Source organism: Streptomyces sp. NPDC052687 (genome assembly GCF_040678395.1).
In the GTDB taxonomy this organism is placed as follows: Bacteria; Actinomycetota; Actinomycetes; order Streptomycetales; family Streptomycetaceae; genus Streptomyces.
Window position 1 is genome coordinate 45,965 of record NZ_JBFATR010000028.1, and the last position, 17,829, is coordinate 63,793.

General features: G+C 71.9%; 11 protein-coding genes. 6 read left to right on the forward strand and 5 right to left on the reverse strand.

Annotation, left to right across the window (positions count from 1 at the left end; translation table 11 throughout):
- Nucleotides 1–201: 201 nt before the first annotated feature.
- A complete protein-coding gene (locus AB0K92_RS21920; RefSeq protein WP_365925278.1) occupies nucleotides 202–4,026 on the forward strand; it encodes a GH92 family glycosyl hydrolase in 3,825 nt (1,274 codons plus the stop codon).
- 81 nt (nucleotides 4,027–4,107) lie between these two features.
- Here AB0K92_RS21920 and AB0K92_RS21925 read toward each other — a convergent pair whose 3' ends face one another.
- Nucleotides 4,108–5,535 carry an MFS transporter gene (locus tag AB0K92_RS21925; RefSeq protein WP_365925350.1) on the reverse strand — a complete coding sequence of 476 codons (1,428 nt, stop codon included), beginning with the start codon at nucleotides 5,533–5,535 and terminating at the stop codon, nucleotides 4,108–4,110.
- Nucleotides 5,536–5,726: 191 nt separating this feature from the next.
- Here AB0K92_RS21925 and AB0K92_RS21930 point away from each other — a divergent pair, with 191 nt between their 5' ends.
- The gene (locus tag AB0K92_RS21930) at nucleotides 5,727–6,161 is read left to right on the forward strand and encodes a helix-turn-helix domain-containing protein (protein ID WP_365925280.1); all 435 of its coding nucleotides are present in this window, start codon (nucleotides 5,727–5,729) and stop codon (nucleotides 6,159–6,161) included.
- Between the two features lie 158 nt (nucleotides 6,162–6,319).
- Here the strand turns inward: AB0K92_RS21930 and AB0K92_RS21935 are convergent, their stop codons facing one another.
- Complete coding sequence (locus AB0K92_RS21935; RefSeq protein WP_365925283.1) at nucleotides 6,320–9,118, reverse strand: aconitate hydratase; 2,799 nt, start codon at nucleotides 9,116–9,118, stop codon at nucleotides 6,320–6,322.
- A 370-nt stretch (nucleotides 9,119–9,488) separates the two neighbouring features.
- Here AB0K92_RS21935 and AB0K92_RS21940 point away from each other — a divergent pair, with 370 nt between their 5' ends.
- The 4 genes from AB0K92_RS21940 (at nucleotide 9,489) to AB0K92_RS21955 (ending at nucleotide 14,344) form a co-directional block, all read left to right on the forward strand.
- Nucleotides 9,489–10,724 (forward strand): MFS transporter, encoded by a 1,236-nt coding sequence (locus AB0K92_RS21940; protein ID WP_365925286.1) that lies wholly within the window; start codon nucleotides 9,489–9,491, stop codon nucleotides 10,722–10,724.
- A gap of 159 nt (nucleotides 10,725–10,883) precedes the next feature.
- On the forward strand, nucleotides 10,884–11,081 hold the full coding sequence (locus tag AB0K92_RS21945; RefSeq protein WP_365925288.1) for a DUF4236 domain-containing protein: 198 nt from the start codon (nucleotides 10,884–10,886) through the stop codon (nucleotides 11,079–11,081).
- Between the two features lie 65 nt (nucleotides 11,082–11,146).
- Nucleotides 11,147–12,676: a UDP-N-acetylglucosamine 1-carboxyvinyltransferase gene (locus tag AB0K92_RS21950; RefSeq protein WP_365925290.1), complete on the forward strand. Its 1,530-nt coding sequence runs from the start codon at nucleotides 11,147–11,149 to the stop codon at nucleotides 12,674–12,676.
- Nucleotides 12,677–13,093: 417 nt separating this feature from the next.
- On the forward strand, nucleotides 13,094–14,344 hold the full coding sequence (locus AB0K92_RS21955) for a peptidoglycan recognition protein (RefSeq protein WP_365925292.1): 1,251 nt from the start codon (nucleotides 13,094–13,096) through the stop codon (nucleotides 14,342–14,344).
- A gap of 151 nt (nucleotides 14,345–14,495) precedes the next feature.
- On the opposite strand, the gene AB0K92_RS21960 is transcribed toward AB0K92_RS21955, so the two are convergent.
- The 3 genes from AB0K92_RS21960 to AB0K92_RS21970 are packed head-to-tail and all read right to left on the reverse strand — an operon-like array spanning nucleotide 14,496 to nucleotide 17,802.
- On the reverse strand, nucleotides 14,496–16,085 hold the full coding sequence (locus AB0K92_RS21960) for an ABC transporter ATP-binding protein (protein WP_365925294.1): 1,590 nt from the start codon (nucleotides 16,083–16,085) through the stop codon (nucleotides 14,496–14,498).
- Nucleotides 16,082–16,894 (reverse strand): ABC transporter permease subunit, encoded by an 813-nt coding sequence (locus AB0K92_RS21965; RefSeq protein WP_365925296.1) that lies wholly within the window; start codon nucleotides 16,892–16,894, stop codon nucleotides 16,082–16,084. The genes AB0K92_RS21960 and AB0K92_RS21965 overlap by 4 nt, the downstream gene beginning before the upstream one ends.
- Complete coding sequence (locus AB0K92_RS21970) at nucleotides 16,891–17,802, reverse strand: ABC transporter permease (protein ID WP_365925352.1); 912 nt, start codon at nucleotides 17,800–17,802, stop codon at nucleotides 16,891–16,893. The genes AB0K92_RS21965 and AB0K92_RS21970 overlap by 4 nt, the downstream gene beginning before the upstream one ends.
- Nucleotides 17,803–17,829 lie beyond the last annotated feature (27 nt).

Genomic DNA, 17,829 nt, shown 5'->3' on the forward strand with positions numbered 1-17,829 from the left:
GCAAGGTTCGCCGTTTGTCTTTTCCGAGTTGAGACCTCGCGGAAATATGGGACGGCGGCGTTCCGGACGCCGGGAAAATCGGGGTCCGGCCGTTCGAATGGCGCAGCCAACACCCTTGACAGCCTTCGCCACTTGAGTCACAACTGATCCTTGCGCCGCGAAGGTGACAACGTTGTCCCGGCGCAGGGAGGGTGGTCGGGTATGCGATACGGATATCGGCACAGAGGCCGGCGCGGATGTCGGCACGGATGGAGGACGGCGGTCGTCTCGGCGGCCGCCTTCGCTTTGGCCGCGGGCTCGCCGGGCGCGGCGGTCGCCCTGCCCGCCGCACCGGAGCCGGCCGCCCGGGAGTTCGCCTCCTCCTTCGAGGCGGGGGAGCCGGCACCCGACTGGGTGAGCACCGCGGAGACCGCCCCGGACGGCACCCGGCGCGTCTCGGGTGTCGACGGCGGCTACCGCACCGGCATCCCGGGCGATGTCACCGAGCGCGTCACCGAGGTGCGGGCCAGCGGGGAGAACGCGGGCGCCGGCGAGGTGAAGGAGAACCTGGCCGACGGCGAGCCGAGCACCAAGTGGCTGGTTTTCGAGCCCACCGGCTGGGCCGAGTTCGACCTGGACGAGCCGGTGCGGCTGGTGACGTACGCGCTCACCTCCGCGAACGACGCCGCCGGCCGCGACCCGGCCGACTGGACGCTGAAGGGCTCGGCGGACGGCAAGGACTGGAAGACCCTCGACATCCGCACCGGCGAGTCCTTCTCCGAGCGGTTCCAGACGAAGACGTACGACCTGGCCGAGCCGGCCGAGTTCCGGCATTTCCGGCTGGACGTCACCAGGAACCACGGCGCCGGTCTGCTCCAGCTCGCGGACGTGCGGTTCTCCACCGGCGACGCCGCCGGGCCGGTCCCCGAGGACATGCTCACCCTGGTCGACCGCGGCCCCGCCGGCTCCCCCACCGCGAAGGCCGGCGCCGGTTTCACCGGCCGGCGCGCCCTGCGCTACGCCGGCCGGCACACCGCGGACGGGCGGGGCCACGCGTACAACAAGGTCTTCGACGTCGACGTGGCCGTCACTCGCGACACCCGGCTGGCCTACCGGGTGTTCCCGCAGATGGCCGACGGCGACCTCGACTGGGCGGCCACCCATGTCGCCGTCGACCTGGCCTTCACGGACGGCACCTACCTCAGCGACCTGGCCGCCACCGACCAGCACGGCTTCCGGCTCTCCCCGCAGGGGCAGGGCGCGGCCAAGGTGCTCTACGTCAACCAGTGGAACAACGTGGTGGCGCGGATCGGCTCGGTGGCCGCGGGGAAGACCGTCGACCGGATCCTGGTGGCGTACGACGCGCCGAAGGGCCCGGCGCGGTTCCGCGGCTGGGTGGACGACGTGACCCTGGACGTCGCGCCCCCCGAGCCGCCCCGGGCGCACCTGTCCGACTACGCGGTGACCACCCGCGGCACCAACTCCAGCGGCGGCTTCTCGCGCGGCAACAACTTCCCCGCGACCGCCGTACCGCACGGCTTCAACTTCTGGACACCGGTCACCAACGCGGGTTCGCTGAGCTGGCTGTACGACTACGCGCGGGCGAACAACGCGGACAACCTGCCCACCCTGCAGGCGTTCAGCGCGAGCCACGAGCCGAGCCCTTGGATGGGCGACCGGCAGACCTTCCAGGTGATGCCGTCGGCGGCCGCCGGCGCCCCCGACACCGGACGCGCGGCCCGCGCGCTGCCCTTCCGGCACGCGAACGAGACCGCCCGGCCGCACTACTACGGCGTCCGGTTCGAGAACGGTCTCAAGGCCGAGATGACCCCGACCGACCACGCGGCGATGCTGCGCTTCACGTATCCCGGCGACGACGCGAGCGTGGTGTTCGACAACGTGACGGACCAGGCCGGCCTCACGCTCGACCCGGCCGCCGGGACGGTCACGGGCTACTCGGACGTCAAGTCGGGCCTGTCCACCGGCGCCACCCGCCTCTTCGTGTACGGCGTCTTCGACAAGCCCGTCACGGACGGGGCGGCCCAAGGAGTGAAGGGCTATCTGCGCTTCGACGCGGGCGCCGACCGCACGGTGACCCTGCGGCTGGCGACCTCGCTCATCAGCGTCGACCAGGCGAAGGACAACCTGCGCCAGGAGATACCGGGCGGCACGTCCTTCGAGACGGTGAAGGCGCGCGCCCAGCGCCAGTGGGACCGGCTGCTCGGGAAGGTCGAGGTGGAGGGCGCGACCCCGGACCAGCTGACCACGCTGTACTCCAGCCTGTACCGCCTGTACCTGTACCCCAACTCCGGTCACGAGAAGGTGGGTTCGACGTACAAGTACGCCTCGCCCTTCTCCCCCATGCCGGGACCCGACACGCCCACCCACACCGGCGCGAAGATCGTCGAGGGGAAGGTGTACGTCAACAACGGCTTCTGGGACACCTACCGGACGACCTGGCCGGCGTACTCCCTGCTGACCCCGTCCCGGGCGGGCGAGCTGGCCGACGGGTTCGTGCAGCACTACAAGGACGGCGGCTGGACCTCCCGCTGGTCCTCCCCCGGCTACGCCGACCTGATGACCGGCACCTCCTCGGACGTGGCCTTCGCCGACGCGTACGTCAAGGGCGTGGACTTCGACGCGGAGGCGGCGTACGAGGCGGCCGTGAAGAACGCGACGGTGGTGCCGCCGTCCTCGGGCGTCGGCCGCAAGGGCATGGCCACCTCGCCGTTCCTCGGCTACACGTCCACCGACACCCACGAGGGCCTGTCGTGGGCGCTGGAGGGCTTCCTCAACGACTACGGCATCGCGAGGATGGGCCGGGCGCTGTACCGGGAGACCGGCGAGCGCCGCTACCGGGAGGAGGCCGCCTACTTCCTCGACCGCGCCCGCGACTACGTCAACCTCTTCGACGCGAAGGCCGGCTTCTTCCAGGGCCGGGACGCGAAGGGCGGCTGGCGGGTGCCCTCGGAGTCGTACGACCCCCGCGTGTGGGGCCACGACTACACCGAGACCAACGGCTGGGGTTACGCCTTCACCGCCCCGCAGGACAGCCGGGGCCTGGCCAATCTGTACGGCGGCCGGGCGGGCCTGGCCGAGAAGCTGGACGAGTACTTCGCCACCCAGGAGACCGCGTCCCCTCAGTTCGCGGGCTCGTACGGCGGGGTCATCCACGAGATGACGGAGGCCCGGGACGTCCGGATGGGCATGTACGGCCACTCCAACCAGGTGGCCCATCACGCGATCTACATGTACGACGCGGCGGGGCAGCCGTGGAAGACGCAGGAGAAGGTGCGGGAGGTGCTGTCCCGGCTCTACGTCGGCAGCGAGATCGGGCAGGGCTACCACGGCGACGAGGACAACGGCGAGCAGTCGGCCTGGTACCTGTTCTCCGCCCTCGGCTTCTACCCGCTGGTGATGGGCAGCGGCGAGTACGCCATCGGCTCACCGCTGTTCACCAAGGCCACGGTGCACCTGGAGAACGGCGCGGACCTGGTGGTCAGGGCGCCGCGCAACAGCGCGCGGAACGTCTATGTGCAGGGGGTGCGGGTCGACGGCCGTCCCTGGCACTCCACCGCACTGCCCCACCGGATGCTCGCCCGGGGCGGCGTCATCGAGTTCGACATGGGGCCGAGGCCGTCGGACTGGGGCACGGGCAGGCACGCGGCGCCCGTGTCGATCACGACGGACGACGAGGTGCCGGTGCCGCGCGCGGACGCTCTGCAGGGTGACGGGCCGCTCTTCGACGACACCTCGGCGACCGAGGCGGCCGTCACGACGGCCGGCCTCCCCGTCGCGGGCCGCACCAAGGCCGTGCAGTACACCCTGACCTCCCCCGCCGACCACACCCGCGCCCCTTCCTCCTGGACCCTCCAGGGGTCGGCCGACGGCACGACCTGGCGGACGCTGGACGAACGCACGGACGAGTCCTTCCGCTGGGACCGCCAGACCCGCGCGTTCTCCGTGGCGTCACCGGGGCGGTACGCGCACTACCGGCTGGTGCTGGGCGAGGAGGCGGTGCTGGCGGAGGTGGAGCTGCTGGGCTGAGGCGCGCACCCACCCGGGACCCGGGCAGGAGCCCGGGGCCCGGGTGGGTGACCCGGCGTGGACGGCTTCGCCGCCTCGGGGTCAGCGGACCGTGTCGAGCGGTTCGGGGACCGGGGCGGTGGCGGGGGCCGCTTCGGCGGGGGCCGCGGCGGGCTTGGCGCGCAGGCCGGAGGCGCTGATCAGGGCGGCGAGCGCGGCGGCCACCAGCGGGACGAGCAGCGCCGCGCGGTGACCGTCGAGCACGGCCGCGTCGCCGGTGCCGTCGGTCGCCGCGGTGAGCACGGTGGTGGCGGACGAGAGACCGAGCGCCGCGCCGAACTGGAAGGAGGTGTACAGCAGACCGCCGGCGACGCCCTGCTCGTCCTCCTCGATGCCCTCGGTGGCGACGATGGTCAGCGGACCGTAGGCCAGCGAGAAGGCGAGGCCCAGGATGATCAGGCTCGGGAACATCATCAGGTAGGTCCAGTCCGGGCCAAGCGGCAGCATCAGCGCGTAGGACAGCGTCGCCAGCAGCAGACCGCCGAAGATGACCCGGGCGTTGCCGAACCGGTGCACCAGCTTCGGAGTGAGCGTCGGCGACAGGATCGCGTCGACGCCGATCACGATCATCGCGAAGCTGGTCTCCAGCGTGGACCAGCCGCGCAGCTCCTGCAGGTAGAGCACGACGATGAACTGGAAGCCGAAGAACCCGGCGGCGAACAGCAGTCCGGCGATGTTGGAGCGCACCAGGCCGCCGTTGCGGAAGATGGAGAGCCGGACCAGCGGCGCGGCCGCCTTCCGCTCGATCAGCACGAACGTCACGAACAGCGCCAGGGCGGCGGCCACGGTGAGCGCGGTGGTGACCGCCGGCTCGTGGCCGGCCCGCTCGATGGCGAAGACCAGGAGCAGGATGGCCGCCGTGACACTGACGGCGCCGGCCGCGTCCACGCTCCGGCCGGCGCGCTCGGGCCGGGCCGGCTCGGGGATGAGGGCCGCACCGGCGACCAGGATGACGAACGACAGGATCACCGGGGCGAAGAACACCCAGCGCCAGTCGGCCGAGGCGAGCAGACCACCGACCACCAGGCCGATGGAGAAACCGCCGGCCGCGGTGCCCGAGTAGACCAGCAGGGCCTTGTTGCGCTGCGGGCCCTCCGCGAAGCCGGTGGTGATGATCGACAGACCGGCCGGGGTCATGAAGGCCGCCGCCACACCGGTGACGAACCGGGCGACGATCAGCATCCACCCCTCGGTGGCCAGACCGCCCAGACCGGAGAAGAGCAGGAAGACGGTCAGCCAGAACAGGAACATCCGGCGCCGTCCGAACAGGTCGGCGGCGCGCCCGCCGAGCAGCATGAATCCGCCGTATCCGAGGACGTAGGCGCTCATGACCCACTGGAGCATGCCGGTGGACAGCCCGAGGTCGGCCCGGATGGACGGCAGGGCCACGTTGAGCATAGCCACGTCGACGCCCTCCAGGAAGATCGCGCCACAGAGCACGAACAGCACGCCCCAAGCGCGCCCACTCATGCGGTCGGTGCCGCCGCCCGGAGGGGAATGCAGTGCGGTCACGGAAATGACTCCTTGTCGGAAGTGACGCGGGAACGGAACGGGAGCAGATCGGGGCGACCGCCGTGACCTGGCTCGAAAGCATCGCGTGGACCGGAGCCGGGGCGGTTCCCTCTTGTAACCACAGGAATCCTCGGGCAGGCTCGGCGGCTATGGAAGAAGGCACTTCGAAGTCACCGACTCACTGCGCGGGTACCGAAGATGAGTACGAGGTCCTGCAGTGGGACGTCCGGCAGGGGTGTGAGGTACGGCAGATCCTCGACCGCGTGGCGGACAAGTGGTCCCTGCTGGTGATCGCACTGCTGGAGCGCCGCAGCCTCCGCTTCTCCGAACTGCGCCGTCAGATCGACGGGGTGAGCCAGCGCATGCTCACCGTCACCCTGCGCCAGCTGGAGCGGGACGGCCTGGTCAAGCGCACCGTGTACCCGGTCGTACCGCCGCGCGTGGACTACGAGTTGACCCCGCTGGGCGCGACGCTGCACGAGACCATCCGCAACCTGGTGACCTGGACCGAGGAGCACCAGAACGAGATCGCCGCCGCGCGCGCCGAGTACGACCGGCGGGCGGCCCAGGCCGTGGCGTCCTGACCGGCGGGGGCGGGTCCCCGCACCGCGAATCCGGGCCGGACCTTACGGATTCGGCCCTTTTGGCCACCGGTGCGGCATGACGAAGGGCCGCACCCCGTCGCCGGGGTGCGGCCCTTGTGCGGTCCTGTCGTTCCGCTTGCTCGCGGATTACCCGCGGATCACTTGCGGATCAGGCTGCGCAGCACGTACTGCATGATGCCGCCGTTGCGGTAGTAGTCCGCCTCACCGGGGGTGTCGATGCGGACGAGCGCGTCGAACTCGACGCCGGTGTCGGTGGTGACCTTCACCGTGCGCGGCGTGCGGCCCTCGTTCAGCTCGGTGACGCCGGTGATGGAGAAGGTCTCCTCGCCGGTCAGGCCGAGCGACTCGGCGGACTGGCCCTCGGGGAACTGCAGCGGCAGGACGCCCATGCCGATGAGGTTCGAGCGGTGGATGCGCTCGTACGACTCGGCGATGACGGCCCTGACGCCGAGGAGCGCGGTGCCCTTGGCCGCCCAGTCGCGGGACGAGCCGGAGCCGTACTCCTTGCCGGCCAGGACGACCAGCGGGATGCCGGCGGCCTGGTAGTTCTGCGAGGCGTCGTAGATGAAGGAGACCGGGCCGCCCTCCTGCGTGAAGTCGCGGGTGTAGCCGCCCTCGGTGCCCGGCGCGATCTGGTTGCGCAGGCGGATGTTGGCGAACGTGCCGCGGATCATGACCTCGTGGTTGCCGCGGCGCGAGCCGTAGCTGTTGAAGTCGCGGCGCTCGACGCCGTGCTCCGTGAGGTACTTGCCGGCCGGGGTGTCGGCCTTGATGGCGCCGGCCGGGGAGATGTGGTCGGTGGTGACCGAGTCGCCCAGCTTGGCCAGGACGCGGGCGCCCGTGATGTCGGTGACCGGGGTCGTCTCCATCGTCATGCCCTCGAAGTACGGGGGCTTGCGGACGTAGGTCGACTCCGGGTCCCACTCGAAGGTGTCGCCGGTCGGGACCGGGAGCGACTGCCACTGGGCGTCGCCGGCGAAGACGTCCTGGTAGGACTTGGTGAACATGTCCTCGCCGATGGCGTTGGCGACGACGTCGTTCACCTCGGCCTCGGAGGGCCAGATGTCCTTCAGGTAGACCGGGTTGCCGTCCTGGTCGGTGCCCAGGGCGTCCTTGGTGATGTCGACCTTCATGGAGCCGGCGATGGCGTAGGCGACGACCAGCGGCGGGGACGCCAGGTAGTTCATCTTGACGTCGGGGTTGATGCGGCCCTCGAAGTTCCGGTTGCCGGAGAGGACCGAGGTGACCGCGAGGTCGTGGTCGTTGACGGCCTTGGAGACCTCCTCCGGCAGCGGGCCGGAGTTGCCGATGCAGGTGGTGCAGCCGTAACCGACCAGGTTGAAGCCGACCTTGTCGAGGTACGGGGTGAGCCCGGCCTTGTCGAAGTAGTCGGTGACGACCTTCGAACCCGGGGCGAGGGTGGTCTTGACCCACGGCTTGCGGGTCAGGCCCTTCTCGACCGCCTTCTTGGCCACCAACGCGGCGGCGACCATGACGTACGGGTTGGAGGTGTTGGTGCAGGAGGTGATGGCCGCGACCGTCACCGCGCCGTGGTCCAGGGTGTAGGTCGAGCCGTCGGGGGCGGTGACGGTGACCGGGTTCGACGGGACGGCGGCACCGGTGCCCTCGGCGTGCTGCGGCGCGCCGGCGCCGTTCTCCTGGCTGCCGTAGGCCGGGGCGTCGGAGGCCGGGAAGGACTCGGCGCTGGCCTCGTCGACCGGGGAGGCCGCGGCACCGGGCTGCTGCGCGACGGGCGCCTCGACGTAGTTGAGGACGTCCTTGGCGAACTGCTCGGCGGCCTTGGACAGCTCGATGCGGTCCTGCGGACGCTTCGGGCCGGCGATGGAGGGGACGACCGTGGAGAGGTCCAGCTCCAGCTTCTCGGAGAAGTCCGGCTCGGCGGCCGGGTCAAGCCACAGGCCCTGCTGCTTGGCGTACGCCTCGACGAGCGCGACCTGCTGCTCGGAGCGGCCGGTCAGGCGCAGGTAGTTCAGGGTCTCGTCGTCGATCGGGAAGATCGCGGCGGTGGAGCCGAACTCCGGCGACATGTTGCCGATGGTGGCGCGGTTGGCCAGGGAGGTGGCGGCGACGCCCTCGCCGTAGAACTCGACGAACTTCCCGACGACGCCGTGCTGGCGCAGCATCTCGGTGATGGTGAGCACCAGGTCGGTGGCGGTGGTTCCGGTGGGCAGCTCGCCGGTCAGCTTGAAGCCGACGACGCGCGGGATGAGCATGGAGACCGGCTGGCCGAGCATGGCGGCCTCGGCCTCGATGCCGCCGACGCCCCAGCCGAGGACGCCGAGGCCGTTGACCATGGTGGTGTGCGAGTCGGTGCCGACCAGGGTGTCGGGGTACGCCTTGCCGTCGCGGACCATGACGACGCGGGCCAGGTGCTCGATGTTCACCTGGTGGACGATGCCGGTGCCCGGCGGGACGACCTTGAACTCGTCGAAGGCGGTCTGGCCCCAGCGCAGGAACTGGTAGCGCTCCTTGTTGCGGCCGTACTCCAGGTCGACGTTCTGCTTGAACGCCTCGTTGGTGCCGAACTTGTCGGCGATGACGGAGTGGTCGATGACCAGCTCGGCCGGGGCCAGCGGGTTGATCTTCGCCGGGTCGCCGCCGAGCTCCTTGACGGCCTCACGCATGGTGGCGAGGTCGACGACACAGGGCACGCCGGTGAAGTCCTGCATGATCACGCGGGCCGGCGTGAACTGGATCTCCTGCGACGGCTGGGCCTGGGAGTCCCAGTTGCCGAGGGCGCGGATGTGGTCGGCGGTGATGTTCGCGCCGTCCTCGGTGCGGAGCAGGTTCTCCAGCAGGACCTTCAGGCTGTAAGGCAGCCGGGCGGAGCCCTCGACCTTGTCAAGCCGGAAGATCTCGTACGACTCGTCGCCCACCTGCAGCGTGCTGCGGGCGTCGAAGCTGTTCGCCGACACGACAGTCTCCTTCATTGATGTGCGCGTACCACCGCATCCTGCCGCCACGCGAGCTTGGCCGATCCGCTAAGGTAAGGCTAAGTTAGGTCAACCTTACTGCTGTGGTGGCTGCGGTGCGCCTCGGCAGATATCTCGATGTCGAGATAACTCTAGTACATGGGCGCGGGATGGTCATGCCCCGCCCCGCTTGCCCTGCCTGCGAACCGGGGCGGTCTCGGTCTTTCCGGGACATCGGTGGCTGGATACAGCTGGCCACCGGGTGCGGCAGACAGACAGATCCATCAGAAGTCTGCAAACCTCTTGCTCTTGCAAGTAATAAGCAACAAGCTGGACGGGTCCTTACCGCCTGCCCTGGATGCGGAGCCCAGCCGTGCCCCAATTGCTGCCGGATACCGGACCGCAACGCGTCCTGGCCGCGTCGAACTTCGTCTACACCATCGGCAGCGGCCTCTACCTGACCGCAGGCGTCCTCTACTTCACCCAGGCGGCCCACCTGCCCGCCGGCCAGGTGGGCCTCGGACTCGGCATCGCCGGATTCTTCTCGCTGGCCCTGGGGATCGCCGTCGGCCACCTCGCGGACAGGTACGGAGCCCGTGGCGTCCATGCGGCCACCCTTGTCGTCCAGGCCCTGGCCACGGCCGGCTTCCTGCTGGTGGACAGCTTCTGGCCGTTCGTCCTCATGGTCAGCGCGGCCGCCGGGGCGAAGGCAGCCGGAACAGCCGCCCGCTCCCCGCTCATCAGGCACTACGGAGGGGACCGGCCACAGGAGTTCCGGGCCTATCTCCGCGCGGTGACCAACGTCGGCATATCCCTCGGCGCCCTGGGAGCGGGATGGGTCGTTCAGGTGGGCACCCTCACCGCCTACCAGCTCATGATCATCGGCAACGCGATCGCCTTCGCGGTCTCCTCGGCGCTCCTGGTCCTCCTCCCGCCGGTCACGCCCCTCCCCGCCACCGGCGGCCCTCGCTGGATCGCCCTGCGAGACCGGCCCTACCTGCTGCTCACCACTCTCGACGGCATCATGGCCATCCAGTTCAAGGTGCTCACCGTCGCCATCCCGCTCTGGATCGTCGGTGCCACCGCGGCTCCGCACTGGCTCATCTCCGGCACCATGCTCACCGGCACCGTCATCGTCGTCGCGTTCCAGGTACGCGCCAGTCGCCACGTCGATTCCCCCGCAGCCGGCGGAGACGCCTACCGCCGGGCAGGCGTCGCGTTCCTCATCGCGTGCGCGCTGATCTCCCTGTCCGCGGGGGTGCCGGCCTGGGCCGCCGCGACGCTGCTCATCACCGCGGTGGTGATCCACACGGTCGGCGAGCTGTGGCACTCCGCCGCCGGCTTCGAGGTGTCCTTCGCCCTCGCTCCACGACACGCAACGGGGCAGTACCTGGGCGTGTTCGGCCTCGGCGCCGGACTGGCCGAGGCCCTCGGACCAGGACTGCTCATCTGGCTCTGTATCAGCTGGGGCCGCCCCGGGTGGTATGTCGTGGGCGCCATGTTCGCACTGACGGGCCTGGCGGCACCACTCGCCGTCCGCTGGGCGCAAGCCCACCAGGACGCGCGGCAGGCGCAGCTTCGAGCCGCCGGAAAGGCACCCGCGGCCTGAATCGCTCGCCCGCCACCCGGCGACGGCACCGGACCCGCGCGGCCCGATCCCTCACCGTTGCCCCGCCGCCGTAAGCCCCGACACCGCGACGCGCGGCCATCGACCGGCCCAACCGGGGTAACCGAAAGGCAGACATCCGCGCTCGCACGGGAGGAACCCATGCCCCTGACGTTTCGCAAGAGTTTTCGGATCCTGCCCGGCGTACGGCTGAACATCAACCGGCGCTCCTGGTCCATCACGACCGGCGGCGCCCACGGCCCGCGCCATACGCACAGCAGCACCGGACGTCGTACGACATCGGTGGATTTGCCCGGACCTTTCGGGTGGCGTCGCACCCGTACCGCCAAGCGTCGTTGACGGTCCATCACCCGAACGGACCCCCCGGGGATGTGCCATCTCATATCTGAGATAGCCTCAACCCCATGGCAGACGACTACCTCGTACGCATCGGCAAGCTCATCCGTGACGCCCGGCAGCACCGTGGCTGGACGCAATCGCAGCTTGCCGAGGCGCTCGGCACCTCGCAGAGCGCCGTGAATCGCATCGAGCGGGGCAACCAGAACATCAGCCTTGAGATGATCGCCCGCATCGGCGAGGCCCTGGACAGCGAAATCGTCTCGCTGGGCTACGCGGGCCCGATGCATCTGAGGGTGGTGGGCGGCCGCCGGCTGTCCGGCGCCATCGATGTGAAGACCAGCAAGAACGCGTGCGTCGCCCTGCTGTGCGCCTCGCTGCTCAACCAGGGGCGCACGGTGCTGCGCCGGGTGGCCCGGATCGAGGAGGTGTACCGCCTGCTGGAGGTGCTGAACTCCATCGGCGTGCGCACCCGCTGGATCAACAACGGCGTCGACCTGGAGATCGTGCCGCCGGCCGACCTCGACCTGGAGTCCATCGACGCGGAGGCGGCCCGCCGCACCCGCTCGATCATCATGTTCCTCGGCCCGCTGCTGCACCGCATGGACCGCTTCAAGCTGCCCTACGCCGGCGGCTGCGACCTCGGTACCCGGACCATCGAGCCGCACATGATCGCGCTGCGCCGGTTCGGCCTCGACATCGCCGCGACCGAGGGGCAGTACCACGCGGTGGTGGACCCGGGCGTGCGCCCCGACCGCCCGATCGTCCTGACCGAACGCGGCGACACCGTCACCGAGAACGCGCTGCTCGCCGCCGCCCGGCACGACGGCGTCACCGTCATCCGCAACGCCTCCTCCAACTACATGGTCCAGGACCTGTGCTTCTTCCTGGAGGCGCTGGGCGTCAAGGTCGAGGGCATCGGCACCACCACGCTCACCGTGCACGGCATGCCGCACATCGACGTCGACGTCGACTACTCCCCCTCCGAGGACCCGGTCGAGGCGATGAGCCTGCTCGCCGCCGCGGTGGTCACGGAGTCCGAGCTGACGGTGCGCCGCGTGCCCATCGAGTTCCTGGAGATCGAGCTGGCGGTCCTGGAGGAGATGGGCCTCGACCACGACCGCACGCCCGAGTACGTCGCCGACAACGGCCGCACCCGCCTGGTGGACCTGACCGTGCGCCCCTCCAAGCTGGAAGCGCCCATCGACAAGATCCACCCCATGCCGTTCCCCGGCCTGAACATCGACAACGTCCCGTTCTTCGCGGCCATCGCGGCGTCCGCGCAGGGCAAGACGCTGATCCACGACTGGGTCTACGACAACCGCGCCATCTACCTGACCGACCTCAACCGCCTCGGCGGACGCCTGCAGTTGCTCGACCCGCACCGCGTCCTCGTCGAGGGCCCCACCCGCTGGCGCGCCGCCGAGATGATGTGCCCGCCGGCCCTGCGGCCCGCGGTGGTCGTCCTGCTGGCGATGATGGCGGCGGAGGGCACGTCGGTGCTGCGCAACGTGTACGTCATCAACCGGGGGTACGAGGACCTGGCGGAGCGGCTGAACTCGGTGGGGGCGCAGATCGAGACGTTCCGGGACATCTGACCGCCCCGGTCCGGAGCGCCGCCGTGTGGCCGGCCGCTGCCGCCGGCCACCTGTTCAGCCCATTCGCCGGTCTCCGGTTCTCCGGGGCCGAGAGGTGCGGCGGCAGCTTCTGTGAGTGTCAACTGGCTTGTTTGTTTTGCCAGTTGACTGACCGGCACCTGCAAAAGGGTCATACGGGCGTCAGCTGGTCTCCCGTATCTCCGGTCGCTGGAAGACGGCCGACGTCGTGGGATATGAACGCGCGGAACTCGGTATCCGCGAGCCGAGTGCACTGGTGACTTACCCCGGCCGAGGGGAACCAGTGCCTGCCGGCAGCGCGATATCCGGGGAAGCGTCGCGGGAGGTCACAGCGACAGAAGAGGGAGGGCCATGAGCCCCAGAGGAGCCCGTGCGCGTCGTGCGCTCGGCCGTGCACGTATGACCTGGCTGGCCGTCGGCGCGGCGGTGCTCGGCGGTGCCGGGCCGGCGACGGTCGCGGCCGGCGCCCCGGCGGTCGCGGCCCCGGCGGAACGATTCGGCGCCGCGGAACGGTCCGGTGCGGCGGAGCCGTCCGGTGCGATGGAGCCGTCCGGTGCGGCGGAGCCGTCCGCCGCAACGGAGCCGTCCGGTGCGGCGGACACCGGCCGCCCGGCGAGGGCCCGGACCCTGGCGTTCGGCGGGACCGCGTCCGAGCGCACCCTGCCGCGCACCGGGACCGAGGAGTTCTCGCTGATCGGCGTCTCCTGGGCGGACCACACCCGGCGCTTCGACGGCACCGCGCAGGTCCGCACGCGCAGCGCCGAGACGGGCCGGTGGTCCGGCTGGCGGGACCTGGACTTCGACATCGTGGCGCCGGAGACGGACGAGGCGGCCGCCGCGGACACCCGCGGTGCCTCCGAACCGCTGTGGACGGGGCCGTCCGACGCGGTCGAGGCGCGCGTCGTCGCCGACGGCCGGCAGCGCGCCGTACCCGGCGGCCTGCGCCTGGACCTGATCGACCCCGGCACCACCACGGCGGAGGCCACGGCGACAGCCCCGTCCACGGCCACGTCTCAGGGCCGGGCCGAGACCACCGCCCCCGCCCGTCCCCCCATCGTCAGCCGGGCCGGCTGGGGTGCCGACGAGTCGCTGGTGAAGGACCCCGCGGAGTACATCCCCAAGGTGGAGGCCGTGTTCGTCCACCACACCGCGGGCACGAACGACTACACCTGCGCCGACTCCGCCGCCGTCATCCGGGCCATCTTCGTCTACCACGTGCAGTCGAACGGCTGGAACGACGTGGGCTACAACTTCTTCGTCGACAAGTGCGGCACCCTCTTCGAGGGCCGCGCGGGCGGGGTCGACCAGCGCATCCGCGGCGCCCACACCTACGGCTTCAACGGGGTCTCGTCCGGCGTCTCCCTGCTCGGCAACTACGAGGACGGCGGCACGCCCACCCCCGCCGCGCTGTCCGCCATCGCCGACCTCGCCGCCTGGAAGCTGGGCCTGGACGGCGTCGACCCGCAGGGCCGGGTCACGCTGACCGCCGCCGGGGACACCGGCGTCTACGAGCCCGGTGAGAAGGCCACCCTGTACACCGTCTCGGGCCACCGGGACGGCTACGCCACCCTCTGCCCGGGGCAGACCCTCTACGACCGTCTGCCGGACATCCGCACCCAGGCCGCCGCCTCGCCGTACGCGACGCGGTAACCCTCGCGCCCACAGCGCCCCCGCGCTCCAGCGGCCCCTCCTCGGCCCAGTAGCCCCGCGGTCCAGCGGCCACTCCTCGGCCCGGTAGCCCCGCGGTCCAGCGGCCCCGCACCGCCCTTCTGGGCGGGCGCGGGGCCGTTCGCCGTCGTCGTCAGCGGGGGCGGCCCGCCGTCCGCCGCGCGGCCGGGTCCACGGTGAGCAGGGCCCGCGTCGCCGGATGCGACGGCGCCGCGAACACCTCGGCCGTCGGGCCCGACTCGACGACCCGGCCCGCGTCGAGCACCGTCACGGTGTCCGTGCGCTCGGCGACGAGCGGGAGGTCGTGGCTGATGAGGACGAGGGCGGTGCCGCGCTCCTCGCGCAGCCGGGTGAGGAGGTCCATGATCGCCTCGGCCGTGCCGGAGTCCAGCGCGGAGGTGACCTCGTCGCAGATCAGGACGTCCGGGTCGGCGGCGAGGGCGCGGGCGATGGCGACGCGCTGGCGCTGGCCGCCGGAGAGTTCGTGCGGGTAGCGGTCGGCGAAGGCGGGCGGCAGGCCGACCTGTTCGAGCAGGCCGGCCACGCGCCCGGGTGCCTGCGCGGGCGGGCAGCGGCGGTGCAGGCGCAGCGGGCGGCCGATCGCGGCGCCGATGGTGCGGCTGGGGTTGAGCGCGCCGAGCGGGTTCTGGGTGACCAGCTGGATACGGCGGCGCTGTGCGCGGGCGCGTCCGCGCAGTCCGGTGCTGAGCGGCTGCCCGTCGAGGCGGAGGGTGCCGGAGGTGACCGGCTGGAGTCCGACGATCGCCCGTACGAGGGTGGTCTTGCCGGAGCCGGAGGCGCCGACGATGCCGGTGGCGCCGCCGGGGGCGACGGTCAGGCCGACGCCGTCGAGGGCGGGGGCGGTGCCGCGCCGGCGGGGGCCGAAGACGACGCGGAGGTCGCGGACCTCCAGGACCGGCACGCCGGGCACTGCGGGCACGCCGGACGCACCCGGCTCGCCCGCGCCGTCCGGCGGGGTGGGCGGCGCCAGGGCGGGCCGGGGTGCGGGCAGCCGGCCGCCGAGTTCCACCACGTCGTCGGCGATCCGGTCGACCAGTTGCGGGTCGTGGCAGGACAGGCAGACCGCCAGCCGGTGTTCGGCGGCGAGGTGGCGCAGCAGGTCGCCGATCTCCTCGCGGAGTTCGGGGTGGAGTCCGGCGGTGGGCTCGTCCAGGAGCAGGACGTCGGGGCGGCGGGCCAGGGCGCGGGCGAGGGCGACGCGGCGCTGCTGGCCGCCGGAGAGGGCGGCCGGGCGGCGGGCGGCGAGCCGGCCGTCGTCGGGCAGGCGGACCTCGGCGAGCAGGGCGGTCACCGTGTCGGCGGCGCGGTCGGCGGCGAGTTCGCGGACGAGGGTGCGTACCCTCATCCGCGGGTTGAGGCCGGATCCGGGGTCCTGGCCGACGTAGGCGAGGCGGCGGCTGCGCAGGGCGCGCAGGTCCTTGTCGGAGACGGTGAACACGTCGTGGCCGAGGACGTCGACGTGGCCGGCGGTGCGCCGGGTGCCGGGCGGGAGCAGACCGGTGACCGCGCGCAGCAGCGTGGTCTTGCCGGAGCCGGACGGGCCGGTGAGGGCGGTGACCCGGCCGGGGCGCAGGGCGAGTGCGGCGTCCTGGAGCAGGAGGCGGCCTCCGGGGGCGGTGACGGTGAGGCCTCTGACCCGGACGACGGGGGTGTCGGCCGGCGGTCCGGCGGGCTTCGGGTACCGGTCGGGATCGTGGCTCACAGGACGGGTACCGCCTTCCGGCCGGTCTGCGGGGCGAGGGCCGCCGCGGCGAGGTTGACGCTCAGGGCGAGCAGGCCGATGGCGGCGCTGGGGGCGACCACGGCCCAGGGGTTGAGGAGGATGCCGGCGGAGTTCTCGCGGATCATCAACGCCCAGTCGGCGGCCGGGGGTTGCGGGCCGACCTGGAGGAACCCGGCGGTGGCGACGAGGTAGACGGCGGCGACGAAGCGCAGTCCGAACAGGGCGAGGAGGGTGGCGCGCAGGTTGGGCAGGATCTCCCGCCGGACCAGGTACCAGAGGCGTTCGCCGCCCGCCGCGGCGGCCTCGACGTATCCGGTGGCGGCGACGGGCGCGGCGGCGCCCGCGACGAGCCGCACGGCGTAGGGCACGCCGAGGGCGACGGCGGCGGCGACGACGGCGAGCCGGCCGCCGCCCGGCCAGGAGAGGGTGACCAGGAGGATGCCGAGCACGGCGGGCAGCAGCATCAGCACGTCGGCGACGCGTTCCACGACCCGTCCGACGGCGGGCCGGAGGGCGCCGACGGCGCCGAGGACGGCGGCGACGGCGGTGACGAGGACGGCCACGAGCAGCGAGGAGACGACGAGTTCGCGTCCTCCGGCGAGGAGTCTGCTGAGCACGTCCCGGCCGAGCTGGTCGCCGCCGAGGACGGCGTCGGCTCCCGGTTCGGCGTACGGGGCGGTGACGGGGGTGTCGATGGCGTGCGGGGCGATCCAGGGGCCGCACAGGGCGAGCGTGACGAGGAGCAGCGCGGGCAGGACGCGGAGCGGGAAGCCGCGGGTCGTGGTCATCGGCGGCCTCCCGCCATCAAGTCCCGTACCAGGTCGGCCAGGAGGAGTACGACGGTGATGACGGCGCCGGCGAGGGCGGTGACCCCGGCGATGACGGGGCTGTCGCGGTCGGTGACCGCGGAGGCCAGGACGGAGCCGATGCCGGGGTAGTTGAAGATGGTCTCGACGACGACGGCGCCGCCGAGGAGCATGCCGGTGGAGGTGGCGAGGCCGGCCGCGATGGTGGGCAGGGCGCCGGGCAGGACGTGGTGGGTGAGGACGCGGTGCGGCGGGAGGCCGTCGAGGACGGCGGTCTCCACGTGCGGGGCGCGGGCCTCGTCGGCGAGCGCGGCCCGCACGATGCGGACGTTCCAGCCGGTCTGCGGGATGGTCAGGGCGAGGGCGGGCAGGACGAGCATGGTCCAGGAGTCGGGGGTTCCGTCGACGTCGGTGAGGGTGACGGCGGGCAGCCAGCCGGTCCACAGCGAGAGCACCAGGACGAGGGCCACGGCCACCACGAACTCGGGCAGGGCGAGAACGGCGGTGGCGGTGCCGGACACGGCGCGGTCGGTGCGTCCGCCGGGCCGGAGCGCGGCCCAGCAGCCGAGGGTGAGCGAGAGGGCGGCGGTGAGCAGCAGGGCGATGCCGCCGAGGAGCAGGGTGTTGGGGAACGCGGTGGAGAGCAGGTCGGTGACCGGCTCGCCGCGGGCGGAGGTGCCGAGGTCGCCGGTGGGCAGGCCCGACATCCAGTCCCAGAAGCGTTCGAGGACCGGCCGGTCGAGGCCGAGCAGTGCGCGGCGGCGGTCGATGTCGGCGGCGCTCTCGCCGCGCTCGGAGGTGGCGTTGGCGGCGTCGCCGGGCAGCAGCTCGACGGTGCAGAAGACGAGGGCGAGCAACAGGGCGAGCAGCGCGGCGCGTTTGAGCAGCAGGGCCCCGGTGGCGAGGAGCGCGGCTAC